Genomic DNA, 16,090 nt, shown 5'->3' with positions numbered 1-16,090 from the left:
CTGGGGACGATGAGGTGGGGTTTCGATGAACGCGCCGTACGACGGTGACCGCGCGCAGGGCACTGGTGGGCCCGCGCCCGCACAGGGCACTGCCCCGGGCACTCCGGTGCCCGGGCAGGTCGCCGTGCCTGCGCCCGCGCCGGACCGCGACCCGTATGTCCAGGACGCCTACGACTACGACCCCTACCGGTCGCAGGACCTGTCGGCCCAGGACCCCGTCGCCGAGGTCCTCTACGACAGGGCCTCGCACCCCCCGCCGCCGCCCGGCACCTACCAGGAGCCCGGCCCGCTGTACGCGGCGCCGCAGGCGCCCGTGCACGCCCCCGACCCGCAGGTCTGGGCGCAGACCCCGCCGCCCGAGCCGGACGGTCCCTCCCGGCACCTGCCGTACGGCGACCGCGCGACGACCACCCAGTTCGTCGGGGTGGACTCCCTGGTCACCAACGCGGCGGACGAGACGTCCGAGCCCGACGCCTTCGCGCACCTCTACCGGGACCAGCAGGGGAATCCCGGCACCCCCGCGGAGGACGCCCCCGTCGCCGCTCCGGCGCCGAGCAAGCCCGCCGGCCGGGCCTCCAGCCTCCTCAAGTCCAGTGCCCTCATGGCCGCCGGCACGATCGTCTCCCGCATCACCGGCTTCATGCGGACCCTGGTCATCGCCGGTGCCATCGGCGTCGGCACGTTCAACGACACGTACCAGATCGCGAACACCCTGCCGACGATGATCTACGTGCTGGTCGGCGGCGGCGCGCTCAACGCCGTCTTCATCCCGCAGCTGGTCCGGGCCATGAAGCAGGACGACGACGGCGGCGAGGCGTACGCCAACCGCCTCCTGACGCTGGTCGTCGTGCTGCTGGCCGCCATCACCACGATCTGCGTGCTCGCCGCGCCGGTGTTCATCACGATGATGTCGCCGAAGCTCGCGTCCGACCCGCAGCAGATGGAGGTGGCGGTCGCCTTCGCCCGCTACTGCCTGCCGACCATGTTCTTCATGGGCGTGCACGTGGTCCTCGGTCAGATCCTCAACGCACGCGGCCGGTTCGGCGCGATGATGTGGACCCCCGTCCTCAACAACATCGTCGTCATCGCCACGTTCGGGGCCTTCATCTGGGCCTTCGGCGGCTTCACCACCTCCGGTGTCAGCGCGACCACCGTGACCGCCGACGGTGTCCGCCTGCTGGGCCTGGGGACCCTCCTGGGCCTCACCGTCCAGGCCCTGGCGATGCTGCCCTACCTGCGCGACGCCGGCTTCAGGCCGCGCCTGCGCTTCGACTGGAGGGGCCACGGCCTCGGCAAGGCGGCCCGCCTGGCCAAGTGGACGTTCTTCTTCGTCCTCGCCAACCAGATCGGCCTCGTCGTCGTCACCCAGCTCGCGACCTGGTCCGGATCGGTCGCCGAGAAGCAGGGCCACCCCGGCACCGGCATCACCGCCTACAACTACGCGCTCCTGCTGTGGCAGATGCCGCAGGCCATCATCACCGTCTCCGTCATGACGGCCGTACTGCCCCGCATCTCCCGCTCCGCCCACGACGGGGACGCGGCCGCCGTCCGTGACGACATCTCCTACGGCCTGCGCACCTCGGCCGTCGCGATCGTGCCGTGCGCCTTCGCATTCCTGGCCCTGGGCGTCCCCATGGCCACGCTGCTGTACGCCGGTTCGGGTTCCGGCGCCCAGAACATCGGCTACGTGCTGATGGCCTTCGGCCTCGGGCTGATCCCCTACTCCGTCCAGTACGTCGTCCTGCGCGGGTTCTACGCGTACGAGGACACCCGGACGCCCTTCTACAACACCGTCATCGTCGCCGCCGTCAACGCGGCCGTCTCCACCGCCGCGTTCTTCGTGCTCCCCGCACGCTGGGCGGTCGTCGGCATGGCCGCCGCCTACGGCCTCGGTTACACCGTCGGCGTCGGGGTCGCCTGGCGGCGTCTGCGCACCCGGCTGGGCGGCGACCTCGACGGCGCCCACGTGATGCGCACCTACGCCCGTCTCACCGGCGCCTGCGTACCCGCCGCCGCCGTGGCGGGCGCAGCCGCCTACGCGGTCACCCAGTGGCTCGGCAGCGGAGTCGCAGGCTCCGCTGCCGCGTTGGTCGCCGGCGGCGTCGCGCTTGCCGCCGTGTTCCTCGTGGCGGCCAAGCGGATGCGGATCGAAGAGCTCAACGCCATGGTCGGAATGGTCCGCGGACGACTGGGGCGCTGATGCGCACAACCGTCGGACCCCTTCGCGTGTCGTGCATAGCGCCAGACTGTGGGCACAATTGGCATGGCTTCGCAGACTGGCCGACAGCGCGTAACGGATGGGGAGGCAGGAACGACGGTGGCGGAACGTAGCACGGCTGCCGTCGACGTGGCCGACAACGGCGGCAATGAGCCGCCGGCCGCAGATGCGGCAAGGGCCACGGCCGACGGGGTGGACACCCAGAACGGACGAGCCGCGGACGGACCCATGCCAGAAAAGGACGGCGAACGCAGAAAGGCGGCCCCTGCTGCCGCTCCCGAACTCCACAGCGGCCACAAGCTCGCCCGGCGCTACCGCCTCGAAGAGTGCGTCACCCGTCTGGACGGATTCAGCAGCTGGCGCGCGATGGACGAGAAGCTGCGCCGTGCCGTGGGCGTCCACCTGCTGCCCGCCGACCACCCGCGGGCCCGTGCCGTGCTGGCCGCGGCCCGCTCCTCCGCGCTGCTCGGCGATCCCCGGTTCGTCCACGTCCTCGACGCGGTGGAGGAGAACGACCTCGTCTACGTCGTCCACGAGTGGCTGCCCGACGCGACCGAGCTGACCGCGATCCTCGCCTCGGGCCCCCTGGAGCCCCACGAGGCCTATCAGCTCGTCACCCAGGTCTCCCAGGCCATGGCCGCCGCGCACCGGGAGGGCCTGGCGCACCTGCGCCTGACACCCAGCGCGATACTGCGCACCTCCACGGGCCAGTACCGCATCCGCGGGCTCGCCGTGAACGCCGCCCTGCGCGGCATCACCAGCGACACCCCGCAGCGCGCGGACACCGAGGCCATCGGCGCACTCCTGTACGCCGCACTGACCCAGCGCTGGCCCTACGAGAACGATGCGTACGGCCTCACCGGCCTGCCCAAGGGCGTGGGCCTGCTCGCCCCCGACCAGGTCCGGGCCGGGGTGCACCGGGGCCTGGGGGAGCTCGCCATGCGCGCCCTCGCCAACGACGGGGCCACCGCATCCCGGCAGGAGCCCGCCTGCACCACCCCGGAGGAACTGGCCAAGGCAGTTGCCGCGATGCCCCGCATCCGGCCGCCGGAGCCCGCGTTCACCGCACCGCCCGAGTACCAGCAGACCACCTACCAGCAGGGGAGCTACGGACGGCCCCCGACGCACCCCGGCGCGCCGGTCGCCCGTCCCATCGCCGTCCCGCCGCCCCCGCTGCAGAGCCGCACCGGTCGTGTCCTGAAGTGGAGCGTGGCCGCCCTGCTCATCGCCGCCCTGGGCCTGGGCAGCTGGCAGCTCGCCGACACCCTCCTGGACCGCGTCAAGGGCGACGGCGGCGGCACCAGCAACTCGCAGTCCACCAAGACGAAGGAAGACGAGAAGAAGCCCAAGGAGAGCAAGCCGCTGCACCTCTCCCGTGCATCCGTCTTCGGCAAGGAACCGATCAAGCCCGCAGACGCCGGGAAGGCCATCGACGGCAATCCCGACACCGGGTGGGTCACCTTGAACTTCTACGGCTACGAGGGCAAGTTCGGCAACCTGGACAGCTACGACGACGGCAGCGGCATCATCGTCGACCTCGGCAGCCTCCAGGAGGTGACGGGCATCGACGTGGACATGCGGGCCGCCGGGCACGTGGTCGAGGTCCGCGCCGCCGCCCCGGGGGCGTCCTCCCCGCGCACCATCTCCGACTTCCCCCAGGAACTGGTGAAACCGGGTACCGCGGGGAAGAAGCTGGAGGCCACGCGGGACACCCCGATCAACACCCGCTTCGTGCTCGTGCACATCACCGCGCTGCCCTCCGACGGCGGTGGGGACGGCTTCCGCGGCGGCATCAACGAGATCAAGGTCCTCGGTACCGGCGACCAGCCGGCTTCCTGATCGGTACGTCCCGGGTCCGCTGAGCCGACGGCTCAGCGGACCCTCGTATTCGTCCCGCCCGCCCCGTACGCTCCCTCCGGGAGGGAGGTGTGATGCACGACGCAACCACCGGCGGGGACAGTGACCGGGACCTGCTCGCCCTGCACGTCGCAGGGGATCCCGATGCCTTCGGGGAGCTCGTACGGCGCCACCGCGACCGGCTGTGGGCCGTGGCCCTGCGGACTCTCGGCGATCGTGAGGAGGCCGCCGACGCCGTACAGGACGCCCTCGTGTCCGCCTACCGGGCCGCCCACACCTTCCGGGGCGAATCGGCCGTGACCACCTGGCTGCACCGCATCACCGTCAACGCCTGCCTCGACCGGGCCCGCAAGGCCGCCTCCCGCAAGACCTCGCCGATCGAGGACACGCAGCGCCTGGAGCGGCTCCTGGAGCCCCACGAGTCCGCCGAGGCCCCTGCCGAGCGCCGGGACCTCCACCGCCAGCTCCTGGCCGCCCTCAGCACCCTCCCGGCCGACCAGCGGGCCGCCCTCGTCCTCGTCGACATGCAGGGCTACCCCGTCGCCGAGGCCGCCCGTATCCTCGACGTCCCCACCGGAACGGTGAAGAGCCGGTGCGCGCGCGGCCGGGCGAAACTCCTCCCGATGCTCACTCATCTGCGCTCGAATGCCGTGGATAACACCGCTACCGAGCGGGGAAGGAACCGGACGCCGGGGACTCCCGTCCCACCAGCGGCAGACCCCAGTCAGCCAGCCCCAGACGCAGACACGGTGAAGGGCGGAGGTGGACGAACGTGACTCCCACAACCGGCACGATCCGGCACCCGGACGTCTCGGAGATCTCCGACCTGACCGAAGGCCTCCTCTCCCCGGCCAGGAGCGCCGAGGTACGCCGCCATCTGGACGACTGCCCGCTGTGCGCCGACGTCCACGCCTCCCTGGAGGAGATCCGGTCCCTCCTCGGCACCCTGCCGGGGCCGCCCCGGATGCCTGCGGACATCGCCGGGCGCATCGACGCGGCCCTCGCCGCCGAGGCACTCCTCGACTCCACCGCACCCAGGACCGAGGCCGCCCCTGCCGCCGGGCCCACCGTCCAGCGCGATGTTTCACGTGAAACATCGCCTGCCGCACCTGCGGGCCAAGGCCCCCGGCGGCCCTCCGGTCACCCGACCGGCGCAACCGGACCGGGCCGTCGGCGCGCCCGCCGCCGGATCACCGTCATCGCCGGTCTGGCCGGGGCGGCTGCCTGCGCCCTCGGCATCTTCTTCACGGGCAACCTGCTGGGGACGGGCTCGCCGGACACCGCCGCCCGCAAGTCCGGGACGAGCGCGGCAGCCGAAGCACCCAAGGACGGCACCTACACGGCACAGGGCCTCCAGGACAACGTGCAGCGGCTCCTCGCCGCCGGGCAAGGGGCCAGAACGGCCCCCCAGGAGGAACAGCAGAACAACACGTACGGGTTGGAGGACACCATGCCCTCCCCGAAGCGCGCTCCCGGGGACGAGCACGCGAAGACCTCCTCGGTCCCGTCCTGTGTCCGGGACGCCACCGGACACCCCGATGCCCCGCTCGCCGCCGAGCGCGGCAGCTACCAGGGCACCGACGTCTATCTCCTCGTCCTGCCGCATCCGGGCGACTCGGCCCGGGTGGACGCCTACCTCGTCGGGGCCGGCTGCGCGGACACCTCGCCGGCGGGCGCCGGACGCCCCCTGCTGACCCGGACCTACCCGCGGAGCTGACACCTTCGGGTCGGCGCGGGACCGGGCCGGGAATGCATGCGCCGTAGGATCCGTTGGGTGGGGTGAGAGTCCGCACCGGCCCCCGGCAAGCAGGCCCCGGCAACAAGCGCGTAGTCCACAGAGACGAGGAAGAAACCCGTGAGCGACGTACGAAACGTGATCATCATCGGTTCCGGGCCGGCCGGTTACACCGCCGCCCTGTACACCGCACGCGCTTCGCTCAAGCCGCTGGTCTTCGAAGGCGCCGTGACCGCGGGTGGCGCGCTGATGAACACCACCGAAGTCGAGAACTTCCCCGGCTTCCAGGACGGCATCATGGGTCCGGATCTCATGGACAACATGCGCGGCCAGGCCGAGCGCTTCGGTGCCGAGCTCGTGCCCGACGACGTCGTGTCCGTGGACCTCACCGGCGACATCAAGACGGTCACCGACACCGCCGGCACCGTGCACCGCGCCAAGGCCGTGATCGTCACCACCGGCTCGCAGCACCGCAAGCTCGGCCTGCCGAACGAGGACGCCCTCTCGGGCCGCGGTGTCTCCTGGTGCGCCACGTGCGACGGGTTCTTCTTCAAGGACCAGGACATCGCCGTGGTCGGCGGCGGTGACACCGCGATCGAGGAGGCCACCTTCCTCTCGCGCTTCGCCAAGTCCGTCACCATCGTGCACCGCCGTGACGCCCTGCGCGCCTCCAAGGCCATGCAGGACCGCGCCTTCGCCGACCCGAAGATCAAGTTCTCCTGGGACAGCGAGGTCGCCGAGATCCACGGCGAGCAGAAGCTCTCCGGCCTCACCCTGCGCAACACCAAGACCGGTGAGACCTCCCAGCTCCCCGTCACGGGCCTGTTCATCGCCGTCGGCCACGACCCGCGCACCGAGCTGTTCAAGGACCAGCTGGAGCTCGACGAGGAGGGCTACCTGAAGGTCGAGGCCCCCTCGACGCGCACGAACCTCACCGGAGTGTTCGGCGCCGGCGACGTCGTGGACCACACGTACCGTCAGGCCATCACCGCCGCGGGCACCGGCTGCTCCGCCGCCCTGGACGCCGAGCGCTTCCTCTCCGCCCTCGCGGACGCCGAGAAGGCCCACGCCGCGGTCTGACCCCCCACGCTCACCCCCCACACCCCACACCCCGCAGGAAGAATTAGGAGGCCGCTGTGGCCGGCACCCTCAAGAACGTGACCGACGCCGACTTCGACGCCGAGGTCCTGAAGAGCGACAAGCCCGTCCTGGTGGACTTCTGGGCGGCCTGGTGCGGTCCGTGCCGCCAGATCGCCCCGTCCCTGGAGGCCATCGCTGCCGAGTACGGCGACCAGATCGAGATCGTCAAGCTGAACATCGACGAGAACCCGAACACGGCCGCCAAGTACGGCGTCATGTCCATCCCGACCCTGAACGTCTATCAGGGTGGCCAGGTGGCCAAGACCATCGTCGGTGCCAAGCCCAAGGCCGCCATCCTGCGCGACCTCAACGAGTTCATCGAGGTCAAGGCCGTCTGACGGTTGCACGACGGTCGGAAACGCCACCTGGCGGCAGCCGGGAGTGTTTCACGTGAAACGGGGCCGCCCCTCCAAGGGGCGGCCCCGTTCGCACATCACAGCGGGCGTAGCGCGGGCTCTTTCCGAGCCGCACCGAGCAACCGGTCCAGCGCGAGCTCCACGTCTTCCTTCCACGAGAGCGTCGAGCGCAGCTCCAGCCGTAGCCGCGGATGCACGGCATGCGGCCGCACCGTCTTGAAGCCCACGGCCAGCAGGTGCTCCGCCGGGAGCAGGCACGCCGGACCTTCCCATCGCGCGTCCCCGAAAGCCTCGATCGCCCGGAACCCGCGCCGCAGCAGATCCTTCGCCACCGTCTGAACCATCACCCGCCCCAGACCCTGCCCCTGATAGCCCGGCATGATCCAGGCCGTGATCAGCTGCACCGCATCCGGAGACACCGGACTCGTGGGAAAGGCCGTGGCCCGCGGAACATAGGCCGGCGGCGCGTACAGCACGAATCCCACGGGGACTTCATCCACATAGACCACGCGGCCGCACGAACCCCACTCCAGCAGGACGGCGGAGATCCAGGCCTCCTTCTCCAGCGCCGAAGTCCCCGCCTTCACGGCGGCCTCACCAGTGACCGGATCCAACTCCCAGAACACACAGGACCGGCAACGCCGAGGCAGATCCTGGAGGTTGTCCAGCGTGAGTGGTACCAACCGACGCCCCATGAGCGCATCGTATCCACAGCCCGAAACAGGCGAAACCGCAACAAGGCAAAGGGGCGGACCGCGCCGGTTCGCACCGGCACGACCCGCCCCTCGGCGGCCGGGGACTCACTCCCCGGACAGTCCCTGCTCCAGCACCCGGCCCTCGCCCGGTGCCAGCGTGCCCAGAATCCGCTCCAGATCCTCCATCGAGGCGAACTCGACGGTGATCTTGCCCTTCTTCTGGCCCAGATCCACCTTCACACGGGTCTCGAACCGGTCCGACAGCCGCGTCGCCAGCTCACTCAGAGCCGGAGCCACCCGGGCACCGGCCCGCGGACCCCTCGGCTTGACGGCCGCCGAAGGCTCCGAGCCCATCAGCGACACGATCTCCTCGACGGCGCGCACCGACAGGCCCTCGGCCACGATCCGGTGCGCCAGCCGGTCCTGTACCTCGGACTCCTCCACCGACAGCAGCGCACGCGCATGGCCGGCGGACAGGACACCCGCGGCCACCCGGCGCTGCACCGGCGGGGACAGCTTCAGCAGGCGGAGCGTGTTCGACACCTGCGGACGCGAACGCCCGATCCGGTCGGCCAGCTGGTCGTGCGTGCAGTTGAAGTCCTGGAGCAGCTGGTCGTACGCGGCCGCCTCCTCCAGAGGGTTCAGCTGCGCCCGGTGCAGGTTCTCCAGGAGGGCGTCCAGCAGCAGCTTCTCGTCGTCCGTCGCGCGGATGATCGCAGGAATGCGCTCCAGCCCCGCCTCGCGGCACGCCCGCCAACGACGCTCGCCCATGATGAGCTCGTAGCGGTCCGGAGCGGACTGCCGCACCACCACCGGCTGGAGCAGACCCACCTCCTGGATCGAGGTCACCAGCTCCGCCAGTGCATCCTCGTCGAACACCTCGCGGGGCTGGCGCGGGTTCGGCGTGATCGCGTCCATCGGAAGCTCCGCGAACGTCGCCCCGGCGACCACCTGGGCTTGGGGCTCCGCCGTCTGCGGTTCCTCCGCCACGGCCACCGCGACCGGTGCCTCACGTGCGACATCCGGCTGCGCCAAGGCCGCCAGCTTCGCCGCGGCGACCCCGCGCTCCGAAGGCAACAGCGGTACGGCCGACGGAGACGTCGAGCCCGCACCGATCACCGGCGGTGTCTTCTCCTGAGGAGCGGCGGGGATCAGCGCACCGAGCCCCCGCCCCAGACCCCTACGTCGCTCACTCACTGGATCCCCTCCGCCACACTCTGCGTGCTGTTCAGGCCCGCGCCCGAGTGGGCGTGCTGGGCGTCGTACGACATTCCGGCCCCCCGCAGCGCGATCTCACGCGCCGCCTCCAAGTAGGACAAGGAGCCGCTGGAACCCGGATCGTACGTGAGCACCGTCTGGCCGTAGCTCGGGGCCTCGGAAATACGCACCGATCGCGGGATGCTCGTGCGCAGCACCTCCTTGCCGAAGTGGGTGCGCACCTCCTCCGCCACCTGGGAAGCCAGCCGGGTCCTGCCGTCGTACATCGTCAGCAGGATCGTCGACACGTGCAGCGTCGGGTTCAGGTGGGCGCGCACCAGGTCGACGTTGCGCAGCAGCTGACCCAGTCCCTCCAGCGCGTAGTACTCGCACTGGATCGGGATCAGCACTTCGGCGCCGGCCACCAGGGCGTTCACCGTGAGCAGCCCCAGGGAAGGCGGGCAGTCGATCAGGATGTAGTCCAGCGGCTGCTCGTACGCCTGGATGGCCCTCTGGAGCCGGCTTTCGCGCGCCACGAGCGACACCAGCTCGATCTCGGCGCCCGCCAGGTCGATCGTGGCCGGCGCACAGAACAGCCCCTCGACGTCCACCACCGGCTGGACGACCTCCAGCAGCGGCCGACTGTCCACGAGCACGTCGTAGATCGAGGGCACATCCGCGTGATGGTCGATGCCCAGCGCCGTGGAGGCGTTGCCCTGGGGGTCGAGGTCGACCACCAGGACCCGCGCCCCGTGCAGAGCCAGTGAGGCCGCCAGGTTCACGGTCGTCGTGGTCTTGCCCACGCCGCCCTTCTGGTTGGCGACCACGATGACCCGGGTCTGGTCCGGGCGGGGCAGCTTCTCACCGCTACGCCCCAGCGCCTCGACGGCCAGCTGGGCGGCACGGCCGATGGGCGTGTCGTTGTCTACAAGGGGCGACGATGTTTCACGTGAAACATCGTCGCCCGCCGGTTCAGAGCGGGGACCGGGGACCGGGTCGGCCATCGGCCCCGCGAGGTTGGCGTCGGACCGCACGGTGTCACTCTCCTCGACATCAGGCTCGCGATGAACAGAGCCTGCCATGCCACCGGGGTCGCGAACCAGCGGGGCCCGTACTCCTGTGGATGAATCCACCGTTGTGGACAACTCCGTCCCCCCTTTCTCCGTACGGTGACGGGGGGACGCAGCCGCACGGCCGCGGCTGATGATTCCGTGCAGCAGAGAGCGACGTTTCACGTGAAACACGATGCCCGGACAGCGCCCGGACAGGGTCTTCGGGCCGCTACGACACTCCGAAATCCATACCTATAGGGCGCAACGCACCCGTCGTCAGCGACGGCGGCGGGTCCGGCTGGTGCGAGCGGCCTTAGCCCGCTTGGCCGCGAACCTCACCCCACCGGGGCTTTCTCCGACCTCGACCCGGACGACCGTGGACAGGGGATCGACGACCCCTTCGCCCACCTGGAGCACCGAGGTCTTCACCACACCCAGTTTCGCCAGCGCGACCTTCGCCGCCACCAGCTCTTCCTCCGCGGTGTCGCCCTTCAGGGCGAGCATCTCCCCGTACGGACGCAGCAGGGGGACGCCCCAGCCCGCCAGCCGGTCCAGGGGTGCCACGGCCCGTGCCGTCACCACGTGCACCGGCTGCACCTTGCCGAGAACCTCCTCGGCCCTGCCGCGCACCACCGTGACGTGGTCCAGGCCCAGCAGCTCCACGGCTTCCTGCAGGAAAGTCGTCCGCCGCAGCAGCGGCTCCAGCAGCGTGATCTTCAGATCCCGCCGCACCAGGGCCAGCGGAATGCCGGGCAGGCCGGCCCCCGAGCCCACGTCGCACACGGTGACGCCCTCGGGCACCACTTCCGAGAGCACCGCGCAGTTCAGCAGGTGCCGCTCCCACAGCCGGGGCACTTCGCGCGGGCCGATCAGCCCCCGCTTGACCCCGGCGTCCGCCAGCAGCTCCGCATACCGCACAGCTTCCGGGAAAAACTCGCCGAACACCGCGCGCGCCTCTTCAGGCGCCGGGGGAAGCTCCGCTGCCTCCGTCACGGGGACCGTCCTTCCGTACCGCATGGATCGTTGAAAACGCACTGCACGAACTGGCACCGCCCAGACAGGCACTGCCAGGCTGACAAACATCGGCCCCGTCTGCGACACAGACGGGGCCGAACACACTCGGGCTTGGGGTCAGGCCGGGAGCACGACGACGAAGCGCTGCGGCTCCTCGCCCTCCGACTCGCTCTTCAGACCCGCAGCCGCCACGGCGTCGTGGACGACCTTCCGCTCGAAGGGCGTCATCGGCGCCAGCTTCAGGGGCTCGCCGGACGCCTTCACGTCCGCGGCCGCCTTGGCGCCCAGCGCCGCCAGCTCCTCGCGCTTCTTCGCGCGGAAGCCTGCGATGTCGAGCATCAGCCGGCTGCGGTCACCGGTCTCGCGGTGCACGGCGAGGCGGGTCAGCTCCTGGAGCGCCTCCAGGACCTCACCGTCGCGCCCCACGAGCTTCTGGAGGTCGCGGCTGGCCGAGTCGCTGACGATGGACACCGCGGCCCGGTCGGCCTCGACGTCCATGTCGATGTCCCCGTCCAGGTCGGCGATGTCCAGCAGACCCTCGAGGTAGTCGGCCGCGATCTCGCCCTCCTGCTCGAGGCGGGTGAGGGTGTCGCCACTCTCAGCGGCGGCCGTGGTGGTGCCTTCCGTCACGGGAGGGACTCCTTCTTACTTCTTGGAAGAGGGCTTGGGGGGCGTCTGACGCTGCGATTTCGTCTGCCGCTTCGGCTGCTGCCGCTTGGCGGCACCACCGCTCGCCGCGTCCGAATCCGCCGTGGCCTCGGCGCTCTTGATCACAGACCCGTCCGCCTGCGCAGCCAGACCCTGCTTCGTGAGAGCCGTGATGAACTTGCGCTCGTTGTCGTTGCGGTCCGGGCCCTTGGCCACGATCGCCGCGACGATCTTCTTCTTGCCCCGACCCTTGACCTCGCCGTGCGTGGTCACGTGCTTCAGCAGACGGGTCAGGTACTGGTCCTGCGCCTTGCTGCCCGGCGTCGGGTTCTGGTTGATCACGTACATCTGCTGGCCCATGGTCCACACGTTCGTGGTCAGCCAGTAGACGAGAACACCCACGGGGAAGTTGATGCCCATGAACGCGAAGATCAGCGGGAAGATGTACATCAGCATCTTCTGCTGCTGCATGAACGGCGTCTTCACCGAGAGGTCGACGTTCTTCTGCATCAGCTGACGCTGGGTGTAGAACTGCGACAGCGACATCAGGACGATCATGACCGCGGTCACGATCCGGACGTCGGTCAGGGAGGCGCCGAGCGCGGCGACCTTCTCCTCGCTGTCCGTGAACTTCGCCGCCAGCGGGGCACCGAAGATGTGCGCCTGGCGGGCACTCTCCAGCAGCGACTCGTTGATCACGCCGATGGTCTTGCCGTTGGCGATGGCCGAGAGCACGTGGTACAGCGCGAAGAAGAACGGGGACTGCGCGATGATCGGAAGGCACGAGGAGAGCGGGTTGGTACCCGTCTCCTTGTACAGCTTCATCATCTCTTCGGACTGGCGCTGCTTGTCGTTCTTGTAGCGCTCCTGGATCGCCTTCATCTTCGGCTGGAGCGCCTGCATGCCACGCGTCGCCTTGATCTGCTTCACGAAGAGCGGGATCAGGCAGATACGGATCAAGACCACCAGGGACACGATCGACAGGCCCCAGGCCCAGCCGCTGTCCGGTCCGAAGATCGCACCGTACAAGCTGTGGAACTGGACGATGACCCACGAGACGGGCGTGGTGATAAAGCTGAACAGACTGGCAATCGTGTCCACTAATCAGGCTCCTTGAGCATTGCGAGATCTACGCAACGCACTGCGCAGCTGCTCGTGCCAACGCGGGCGTTTACGGGGTGGGACATGGTCGACACCACCGGCGGACCACGGATTGCACCGCAGGATCCGCCAGCCGGTCAGAACCGTCCCCTTCACCGCACCATGCCGGTCGATGGCCGTGAACCCGTAGTGCGAGCACGAGGGGTAATAACGGCACACCGGCCCGAGCAGCGGACTGATGGTCCACTGGTACAGCTTGATCAATGCGAGCAGCGGGTACTTCATCGAGCCACGCCTCCCAGGAGCCGCGTCAGAGCGGCATCCAGGTCCCGGGCCAGTTCGTCGACGCCGGCGTCACCCGCTCCGGGCAACGCCCGCACCACCACCAGGCTACCGGCGGGCAGGCGGCAGAGCCGCTCGCGGACAAGGTGACGCAAACGGCGCTTGACCCGGTTACGTACGACAGCGCCACCCACGGCCTTGCTGACGACGAAACCCGCACGCGTCGAGGGATCGATCTCCCCCGGCTCGTGCGGGTCCGTTGCACCGCTGGTACGTAGGTGGACGACGAGGAGCGGGCGACCTGCCCGACGACCTCGACGCACCGCGCTCGCGAAGTCCTCGCGCCGCCTCAGCCGATTTTCGGGAGACAGCACGACGTCACGACCTGCGCGTTGTTACGCGGAGAGGGCGGCGCGGCCCTTGCTGCGGCGGTTCGCCAGGATCGCGCGACCGGCACGGGTACGCATCCGCAGGCGGAAGCCGTGGGTCTTGGCACGACGGCGGTTGTTCGGCTGGAAGGTGCGCTTGCTCACTCGGGGGCTCCAGAGAATGAATCGTTGTGGCGGGACATCGCCTGGCTGTCACCGTGCGCCCACGAGGAAACTCGCGTGTTCGCCCGAGTGGCACCGCTAAACGATCACAAAAGGTGATCTTCGCCCATCGGTAGGCAGGCGGCAGCAGCCATCGACAACTCGACCTCGTTACGGTACGCGCGGCTACGCCATCCGGTCAAACCGAGGCGACGTGCCCCCACACTGTGCACAGGCTGTGGACAACGACTTGAACCGTACCCGTCGGGCTGACTACCGTTGTCTGATCCCGGATTTTTTGTCCCGACCGTCCCAAAGAACCACACATTCGTGGGACCCCTGTGAGAGAGCGTGCTCTGTGGCTGACGTACCTGCCGATCTTGCCGCAGTGTGGCCAAGGGTGCTCGAAAAGCTCCTCGGGGAGGGACAGCAGGCGATCGAGCCCAAGGACAAGCAGTGGGTGGAGCGCTGCCAGCCCCTGGCCCTCGTCGCCGACACCGCACTGCTCGCCGTACCCAACGAGTACGGCAAGCGCGTCCTGGAGGGCCGGCTCGCCCCGCTGATCAGCGATGCGCTCAGCCGCGAGTGCGGCCGCCCCATCCGCATCGCCATCACCGTGGACGACTCGGCCGGCGAGCCCGCGCCCCTGGCCGCGCCCGGGCAGCAGCGCTCCGAGTCCTACGAGCCGTACGGCGGCCAGCGCAACGGCGGCCACACCGGCCCCGGCGGCCCGTCCGACGACCAGCTCCCGACCGCCCGCCCCGCCTACCCGGACTACCAGCAGTCGCGCCCCGAGCCCGGTTCCTGGCCGCGCGGCGGCCAGCAGGACGACTACGGCTGGCAGCAGCCGCGCCTCGGCGGCTTCCCCGAGCGCGATCCGTACGCCTCCCCGCAGCCGGGCTACCTCCAGCAGCCCGAGTCGGGCGGCTACGAGCAGGGCTCCTATGAACAGCAGCCGTACGAGCAGCAGCCGTACGAGCCCCGCCCCCCGCAGCAGTCCCACCCGTACGAGCAGCAGCAGTACGAGCAGCCGGCCGCGCGCCCCGCGCCCGGCCGGCCCGCACCGCCGCCGGCCCCGTCGGGCGGCTCGACCTCGGGCCCGCTGGAGCCGACCGCCCGGCTGAACCCCAAGTACCTGTTCGACACCTTCGTCATCGGCGCCTCCAACCGCTTCGCGCACGCCGCCGCGGTGGCCGTCGCCGAGGCACCCGCCAAGGCGTACAACCCCCTCTTCATCTACGGGGAGTCGGGCCTGGGCAAAACGCATCTGCTGCACGCCATCGGGCACTACGCGCGCAGCCTCTACCCCGGCACCCGCGTGCGGTACGTGAGCTCGGAGGAGTTCACCAACGAGTTCATCAACTCGATCCGGGACGGCAAGGGCGACGCGTTCCGCAAGCGCTACCGCGAGATGGACATCCTGCTCGTCGACGACATCCAGTTCCTCGCGAGCAAGGAGTCGACGCAGGAGGAGTTCTTCCACACCTTCAACACGCTCCACAACGCCAACAAGCAGATCGTGCTGTCCTCCGACCGGCCGCCCAAGCAGCTGGTCACCCTCGAGGACCGGCTCCGCAACCGCTTCGAGTGGGGCCTGATCACCGACGTCCAGCCGCCCGAGCTGGAGACCCGTATCGCGATCCTTCGCAAGAAGGCCGTACAGGAGCAGCTCAACGCCCCGCCGGAGGTACTGGAGTTCATCGCCTCCCGCATCTCGCGCAACATCCGCGAGCTGGAGGGGGCGCTGATCCGGGTCACTGCCTTCGCGAGCCTGAACCGGCAGCCGGTGGACCTGGGCCTGACCGAGGACGTCCTCAAGAACCTGATCCCCGGCGGGGAGGACTCGGCCCCCGAGATCACGGCCTCGGACATCATGGCCGCCACCGCCGACTACTTCGGCCTCACCGTGGACGACCTGTGCGGCTCCTCACGCAGCCGCGTCCTGGTCACGGCCCGGCAGATCGCCATGTACCTGTGCCGTGAGCTCACGGACCTCTCCCTGCCCAAGATCGGGGCCCAGTTCGGGGGCCGCGACCACACGACCGTCATGCACGCGGACCGCAAGATCCGCGCCCTGATGGCGGAGCGGCGCTCCATCTACAACCAGGTCACCGAGCTCACCAACCGCATCAAGAACGGCTGAACCGGCGGCGGCAGACGGGCCGGCAGAGGCTGCGGAGCCTCCGCGGAGGCCTCTCCAAACGCATCCAGAGGGCGCTCCCGGGGTACTCCGGGGGCGCCCTTCTTCGTGCGTGCGCCCCTGAC

Annotated in this window: 16 protein-coding genes; 7 read left to right on the top strand and 9 right to left on the bottom strand. The window is 69.9% G+C overall.

Annotation, left to right across the window (positions count from 1 at the left end; genetic code table 11):
- Positions 1–25 precede the first annotated feature (25 nt).
- The 6 genes from murJ to trxA all read left to right on the top strand — a co-directional run bounded on the left by murJ (position 26) and on the right by trxA (position 7,288).
- Positions 26–2,200, top strand: a complete 2,175-nt coding sequence (gene murJ / locus ACIPK4_RS08665) for a murein biosynthesis integral membrane protein MurJ (RefSeq protein ID WP_402310298.1) — start codon at positions 26–28, stop codon at positions 2,198–2,200.
- A 117-nt stretch (positions 2,201–2,317) separates the two neighbouring features.
- Complete coding sequence (locus ACIPK4_RS08660; protein WP_402310295.1) at positions 2,318–4,057, top strand: protein kinase family protein; 1,740 nt, start codon at positions 2,318–2,320, stop codon at positions 4,055–4,057.
- A 92-nt stretch (positions 4,058–4,149) separates the two neighbouring features.
- Entirely contained in the window at positions 4,150–4,851 is a 702-nt protein-coding gene (gene sigM / locus ACIPK4_RS08655; protein WP_402310292.1) for an RNA polymerase sigma factor SigM, read from the top strand.
- Positions 4,848–5,792 (top strand): anti-sigma factor family protein, encoded by a 945-nt coding sequence (locus ACIPK4_RS08650; protein ID WP_402310290.1) that lies wholly within the window; start codon positions 4,848–4,850, stop codon positions 5,790–5,792. Before sigM ends, ACIPK4_RS08650 begins: the two co-directional genes overlap by 4 nt.
- Before the next feature lie 138 nt (positions 5,793–5,930).
- Positions 5,931–6,890: a thioredoxin-disulfide reductase gene (gene trxB / locus ACIPK4_RS08645; RefSeq protein ID WP_376196418.1), complete on the top strand. Its 960-nt coding sequence runs from the start codon at positions 5,931–5,933 to the stop codon at positions 6,888–6,890.
- A 56-nt stretch (positions 6,891–6,946) separates the two neighbouring features.
- Positions 6,947–7,288: a thioredoxin gene (trxA, locus tag ACIPK4_RS08640; protein WP_402310287.1), complete on the top strand. Its 342-nt coding sequence runs from the start codon at positions 6,947–6,949 to the stop codon at positions 7,286–7,288.
- Positions 7,289–7,383: 95 nt separating this feature from the next.
- On the opposite strand, the gene ACIPK4_RS08635 is transcribed toward trxA, so the two are convergent.
- The 9 genes from ACIPK4_RS08635 to rpmH all read right to left on the bottom strand — a co-directional run bounded on the left by ACIPK4_RS08635 (position 7,384) and on the right by rpmH (position 13,828).
- The gene (locus ACIPK4_RS08635) at positions 7,384–8,001 is read right to left on the bottom strand and encodes a GNAT family N-acetyltransferase (protein WP_402310284.1); all 618 of its coding nucleotides are present in this window, start codon (positions 7,999–8,001) and stop codon (positions 7,384–7,386) included.
- 105 nt (positions 8,002–8,106) lie between these two features.
- Positions 8,107–9,198, bottom strand: coding sequence for a ParB/RepB/Spo0J family partition protein (locus ACIPK4_RS08630; RefSeq protein ID WP_402310281.1), 1,092 nt, complete (start codon positions 9,196–9,198; stop codon positions 8,107–8,109).
- A complete protein-coding gene (locus tag ACIPK4_RS08625; RefSeq protein WP_402310278.1) occupies positions 9,195–10,280 on the bottom strand; it encodes an AAA family ATPase in 1,086 nt (361 codons plus the stop codon). The genes ACIPK4_RS08630 and ACIPK4_RS08625 overlap by 4 nt, the downstream gene beginning before the upstream one ends.
- Positions 10,281–10,526: 246 nt before the next feature.
- A complete protein-coding gene (gene rsmG, locus ACIPK4_RS08620; protein ID WP_082411059.1) occupies positions 10,527–11,267 on the bottom strand; it encodes a 16S rRNA (guanine(527)-N(7))-methyltransferase RsmG in 741 nt (246 codons plus the stop codon).
- 114 nt (positions 11,268–11,381) lie between these two features.
- Positions 11,382–11,894, bottom strand: a complete 513-nt coding sequence (locus tag ACIPK4_RS08615) for a R3H domain-containing nucleic acid-binding protein (RefSeq protein WP_054227241.1) — start codon at positions 11,892–11,894, stop codon at positions 11,382–11,384.
- Positions 11,895–11,909: 15 nt separating this feature from the next.
- Positions 11,910–13,013, bottom strand: coding sequence for a membrane protein insertase YidC (gene yidC, locus ACIPK4_RS08610; protein ID WP_376196414.1), 1,104 nt, complete (start codon positions 13,011–13,013; stop codon positions 11,910–11,912).
- A 3-nt stretch (positions 13,014–13,016) separates the two neighbouring features.
- Entirely contained in the window at positions 13,017–13,298 is a 282-nt protein-coding gene (gene yidD, locus ACIPK4_RS08605) for a membrane protein insertion efficiency factor YidD (protein ID WP_078613072.1), read from the bottom strand.
- Positions 13,295–13,669 carry a ribonuclease P protein component gene (gene rnpA / locus ACIPK4_RS08600; RefSeq protein ID WP_082411060.1) on the bottom strand — a complete coding sequence of 125 codons (375 nt, stop codon included), beginning with the start codon at positions 13,667–13,669 and terminating at the stop codon, positions 13,295–13,297. Before rnpA ends, yidD begins: the two co-directional genes overlap by 4 nt.
- Before the next feature lie 21 nt (positions 13,670–13,690).
- Positions 13,691–13,828 carry a 50S ribosomal protein L34 gene (rpmH, locus tag ACIPK4_RS08595; RefSeq protein WP_018547628.1) on the bottom strand — a complete coding sequence of 46 codons (138 nt, stop codon included), beginning with the start codon at positions 13,826–13,828 and terminating at the stop codon, positions 13,691–13,693.
- Positions 13,829–14,183: 355 nt separating this feature from the next.
- Here rpmH and dnaA point away from each other — a divergent pair, with 355 nt between their 5' ends.
- Positions 14,184–15,968, top strand: coding sequence for a chromosomal replication initiator protein DnaA (dnaA, locus tag ACIPK4_RS08590; protein ID WP_402310273.1), 1,785 nt, complete (start codon positions 14,184–14,186; stop codon positions 15,966–15,968).
- The last annotated feature ends 122 nt before the right edge of the window (positions 15,969–16,090 follow it).

It is taken from the genome of Streptomyces sp. NPDC086989, assembly GCF_044745505.1.
In the GTDB taxonomy this organism is placed as follows: domain Bacteria; phylum Actinomycetota; class Actinomycetes; order Streptomycetales; family Streptomycetaceae; genus Streptomyces.
Note: the sequence above shows the minus strand (reverse complement) of the source record. Positions and strands in the feature narration are given on the sequence as shown.